At 57.9% G+C, this 4,710-nt stretch carries 5 protein-coding genes; 2 read left to right on the top strand and 3 right to left on the bottom strand.

Going from position 1 to position 4,710, the window contains the following annotated elements; translation table 11 throughout:
• Positions 1–604, bottom strand: a 604-nt coding sequence (locus NCN04_RS08060) for a DUF561 domain-containing protein (RefSeq protein WP_250395742.1), incomplete at its 3' end; no start/stop codon positions are given.
• A gap of 99 nt (positions 605–703) precedes the next feature.
• Between NCN04_RS08060 and tilS the strand changes: the two genes are divergently transcribed.
• On the top strand, positions 704–1,699 hold the full coding sequence (tilS, locus tag NCN04_RS08055) for a tRNA lysidine(34) synthetase TilS (RefSeq protein WP_250395741.1): 996 nt from the start codon (positions 704–706) through the stop codon (positions 1,697–1,699).
• A 9-nt stretch (positions 1,700–1,708) separates the two neighbouring features.
• Positions 1,709–2,506 (top strand): hypothetical protein, encoded by a 798-nt coding sequence (locus NCN04_RS08050; protein WP_048347655.1) that lies wholly within the window; start codon positions 1,709–1,711, stop codon positions 2,504–2,506.
• On the opposite strand, the gene NCN04_RS08045 is transcribed toward NCN04_RS08050, so the two are convergent.
• Positions 2,492–4,522 (bottom strand): ribonuclease J, encoded by a 2,031-nt coding sequence (locus NCN04_RS08045; RefSeq protein WP_048347654.1) that lies wholly within the window; start codon positions 4,520–4,522, stop codon positions 2,492–2,494. The two genes, NCN04_RS08050 and NCN04_RS08045, sit on opposite strands and share 15 nt — an antisense overlap.
• A gap of 57 nt (positions 4,523–4,579) precedes the next feature.
• The coding region (locus NCN04_RS08040) for a dihydrodipicolinate synthase family protein (protein WP_350223244.1) at positions 4,580–4,710 on the bottom strand (131 nt) is incomplete at its 5' end.

The raw sequence follows: 4,710 nt of genomic DNA, 5'->3' as shown, positions 1-4,710 counted from the left end.
GCACCGGCACCGCACACTCGGCCTTATGCAGCGCAGCACTGATGCTGTGGGATGCGGCCAAGGTAGGAGCTGCTTTTTCAATCAATCCAAGGCTGCCAGCGCTGAAGGGCTTCGCGCTGGTACCGCCTTCGGTTTGGATCAGATCAGCACCGGCTGTCACCAAATCCACAGCCAACTGCTCTTGCTGATCCAGCGGCAGCACATGGGGCACCGTGACACTCATCACCACGTCGGGAAGCAGCTCACGAGTTCGGCGGGTGATGGCCAGCACTTCAGCCGCATCAAAAATGCGGCCTTGGGGATAGAAAGCGTCGTAATTTCCAATCTCCACCATGGCCGCACCAGCAGCCACAGCGGCAGGAAACAGTTCAGGATCCACCGCAGACACGCAAACGGGCACACCAGCGGAGGATTCGATCGCCAGCGTGACCAGCGCTGCATCACAGGCCACATCAATCAAATCAGCACCGCCGCGACCCGCGGCAGCCGCCACCATCGCCACGTTGGCCTGATCGAAGTTCATCAGACCGGCGATCACCTTGAGTGTGGAACGCTGCTCCAGGCTGCGGCGGAGCTCAGCTGGCAGCAGAGAAAGGCGGGACATCCCAGCGAAATCAGATTCCATCATTCTCACACCGCACGTGTGATCGCGCCTAAGAACAGGCAAGATCAAATTTCTGTTGTTCCACTGGCTGGGCACACCATGGCTGCATCCAAAACCTGGTTGCCTTGGCACGACACCCTGCACCGCCAACTGCTGAGGCAACCGAACCTGTTGCCCGATGGGGAAACATTGCTGATCGCTCTCTCCGGCGGTCAAGACTCCATGGCCTTACTCGGCCTACTCCTGGGGCTTCAGCACTTACATCATTGGCACTTTCAGCTGTGGCACGGAGACCATGGTTGGCACGATCAATCAGCAGCCACTGCTTCCGAACTCAAGGAGTGGTGCCAAAGCCAGGAGCTGCCTCTTCAGATCAGCCGCAATACGAGAGACCACACAGGCACGGAGGCCAACGCCCGATCCTGGCGCTACCAGGAGCTTGCCGCATTAAGCCAACAGTTCTGCTGCCGCACTGTTCTCACCGCTCACACGGCGAGTGACCGGGCAGAAACATTGCTGCTGCAATTGGCCAGAGGCACTGATCTAGCCGGCCTTGGCAGCTTGCGGCCCATCAGACCACTTCAAAACGATGACCCCAGCGGCCCTCGGCTTGTGCGTCCCCTGCTGACCTTCAGCCGAGACGACACCACCCAAATCTGCCAGGACTTGCAACTACCCATTTGGCTTGATCCATCGAATGCCAATCAGGCATTGAGCCGCAACCGCATCCGCAACGACGTGCTGCCAGTGCTGGAGGAGTTATATCCCGGCTGCAGCCAACGCATCGCTCAACTCAGCGAGCGGATGTCCCAAGTGGAGGACAGCCAACGCACCCTGGCCACACTGGCCCTTGAACAGCTGCGCAGTGAACGCGGCTTGCAACGCAACGCACTCAAGGCTGTTCCAGAAGCAACCCGTCGACTCTTGCTCCATCATTGGCTGCAACAACAAGGTGTTCGCGCGCTCTCCGCCAGCCAACTCAACACACTGAGTTTTGCCATTGGCCCTGGCAGCCCCCCCGGAAGCCGCTCTTTAGCGGAGCACAAGACTCTGCAATGGACCCGAGACTCGGTACAACTGGTGAGCAAGCCATAACAACCTCGCTTGAACGCTGATTTTCAGGAGCAATACGTCGCCGCTGAGCAGGCCTACAGCGCCAGTGAGTTCGACAAAGCAGACGATTTGGCGCGACCACTGCTGGGGCAACTGGACCCACTTCCTGCCTCAGGAGCGGAACGGGACGCGACCCTGGCCTGGAGAGCCTTTGTGGCCCTGTTGCTCGGTCACATCCACCTCTATGGAAAGGATGATGTCAGCCAGAGCGCCGACTTTTACAGGCTCGTCCTTGCCAGCGAGCCGCCGGACACTTTGCGGGAACTGGCTCAACAAGGCCTCAACGAAGCTTTGGAGCGCTCACCTGTCATTGATGTTGCCGTGTCTGCACCTCCGGCAGAAGAGCTGGCATCAGTGCCCTTTGCAAACGCATCAAGCCAGTCAGCAGGCAACGATCTCATCCGTGATCCGTTTTTAAACACCACCGCAACGGGCGCAGAGGCAGACAACCGCGACGCTGAAACGATCGAAACGGCCATGCCCTGGCTGAAGGCTGAGTCGCCACAGCCAAAGGAATCTCCACAGCCAAAAGATCTGGACAGCGCTGAAGAACGAACTGAAAAGTCAATCAACTTGGGAGACGCTCCTCAGCAGGCTTCAACTCCATCGCTGACACGCGCCTTTGATGCAGCCCCCCAACGTTTGGAGGACGGACTGCTGCGCGTCAACCTGAAGAACATTGCCCAAGTTGGATCCTCATCAGCTCAGACAGCTGATGAGGACCAGGCAAAATCTCTTTCCTTGCAGAAGCGATTGGAATTGGCCTGGCGTTCCCTACGCCGCCGCTGAACGACGACGACGGGTACGTCCAGCTGGCATCTCTGGCTCGGGAGCATTGGTCACAACCACTGCCGACGCAACAGGCTCTTTAACCGGAGCAGGGGCCGGCGCTGGCGTTGCTGCCGCTGCAGGGGCTGGTGTTCCAATCACACGCGAAGGAACCACCCGAGCAGGGGCCGCATTGCGATCACGCCGGACATGGCCGTTGCCGCTATCGCGGCCAGGACCACCATGACGACCGCCACGCCCGCGGGATGCCGGACGGGTATCAGGTTCTGCATCGGCCCGGCCTTTGTACACCGGTGTGCCACCAGGTGCCGGCTGAACGAGACAAAGAATCAAGGGCTCCACTTGCATTTCGCGGCGCATGCGCCGACCTAAGCCCACTTCCACTTCGCGCTGGACGCCCATCCAATCCACTTCGGGAGAGGCCCCATCCACATGGCGGCAGAGCTGCTTCCAGCGATTTTCCAGCACCCACTTAATTTCACGTTCCGTCCACAGCGACATCTTGCGCGCATCCGCGGTGGTGACCACACCACGCAAGTTGACGCGCGGCGGAGCCACCATCGCCCCATCGGTGCTAATCGCGGCCAAGATCGTCACGATCCCGTCAACCGCAAGCTGTTGACGCTCCTTGAGCACGCGTGCATCAACGATGCCATTGCGCGACTGATCGAGCAGCTCGATACCTGCTTTGACTGGATCGCCTTTGCGCATTGAATCCGGAGTGAGCTCAACGACATCTCCGTTATTGATGATCAGCGTGTTGTCTTCTGGCACGCCCATGGAATGGCCAGTTCGGGCATGCTTCACCAACATGCGGTGCTCACCATGCACAGGCACGAAATATTTCGGGCGGGTGAGAGCCAACATCAGCTTCTGATCTTCCTGGAAGCCATGGCCTGACACGTGAATGCCTTCACCCTTGCCGTACACCACCTTGGCTCCCAAGATCATCAACTTATCGATCGTGTTCACCACTGAAATGGTGTTGCCAGGGATCGGGCTCGCAGAAAAGATGATCGTGTCTGAGGTTTTCACCTTCACTTGCGGATGATCACCACGTGAAATCCGGCTCAAAGCAGCAAGAGGCTCACCCTGGCTTCCGGTCATCAGCAACAGCGTCTCGCGATCTGGTACATCGTTGATCTGCTTGATCGGCACAAACAGCTCATCGGGTGCACGCATGTAGCCGAGTTCACGGGCTTTGGCGATCACATTGAGCATGGAGCGCCCAAGTAGACCCACCTTGCGTCCGTTTTTAAGCGCCAGTTCAAGAATCATCGACACCCGATGAATCGAGCTCGCAAACGTGGTGATGATCACCCGCCCTTCCGCTTCCGCGATGTGGCGATCGAGGTTGGGGAACACAGAACGTTCAGGCGGGCAGTATCCAGGGACCTCCGCATTGGTGGAGTCACTAAACAGACAAAGCACTCCCTGATCGCCGTAATGGGCAAGGCGGGCCAAGTCAAAGTGCTCACCATCCACAGGGGTGTGGTCAAACTTGAAATCACCGGTGAAAATTACGGTGCCTACTGGAGTGGTGATCGCCAGCGAAAAGCTGTCGGCCATCGAGTGGGTGTTGCGAATGAACTCCACCGAGAAGTGCTGACCCACCTTCACCACATCTCTTGGGCCCACTGTCTGAAGCGTGGTGCGATCGGTCACACCGGCCTCATCCATTTTTCCTGTGAGCATGGATAGGGCCAAACGGGGCCCATAAATCACCGGGATATCGAAATTCTTGAGGTGGTGTGCGATCCCACCGATGTGATCTTCGTGACCATGGGTCACGATCATGCCCCGAATCCGGCTCTGGTTTTCACGCAGGAAGCTCGTGTCAGGCATCACCACATTCACACCGTGCATGCCATCACTGGGGAATGCCAAACCGGCATCCACCAGCATCAGGTCATCGCCGTACTCGAACACGCAGGTGTTCTTGCCGATTTCATGCAAGCCACCCAGTGGAATCACACGGAGACACGCCTGCTTGGTTTTAGAAAGAGTGGATGTCATCGATAAAGGTCGCGAAGGATTTAAAAAAGAAAAAAATCTGTACTGGCAGCCGGAGCGTCAGGTCTGACGCAGGGCAGTGAGAAGGTCGGCTAAGGAATCGCGCATGGCTGAATTAAGGGGCAATAAAGGAAGACGAGGAGCACCTACGGGCCATCCACTCAGCTCAAGAGCAGCTTTCACAGGGATGG

The sequence above is a fragment of the Synechococcus sp. MU1655 genome, from assembly GCF_023630655.1.
In the GTDB taxonomy this organism is placed as follows: Bacteria; Cyanobacteriota; Cyanobacteriia; order PCC-6307; family Cyanobiaceae; genus Synechococcus_C.
The sequence above is the reverse complement of the archived record's forward strand: the minus strand, read 5'-3'. Positions and strand labels throughout refer to the sequence as shown.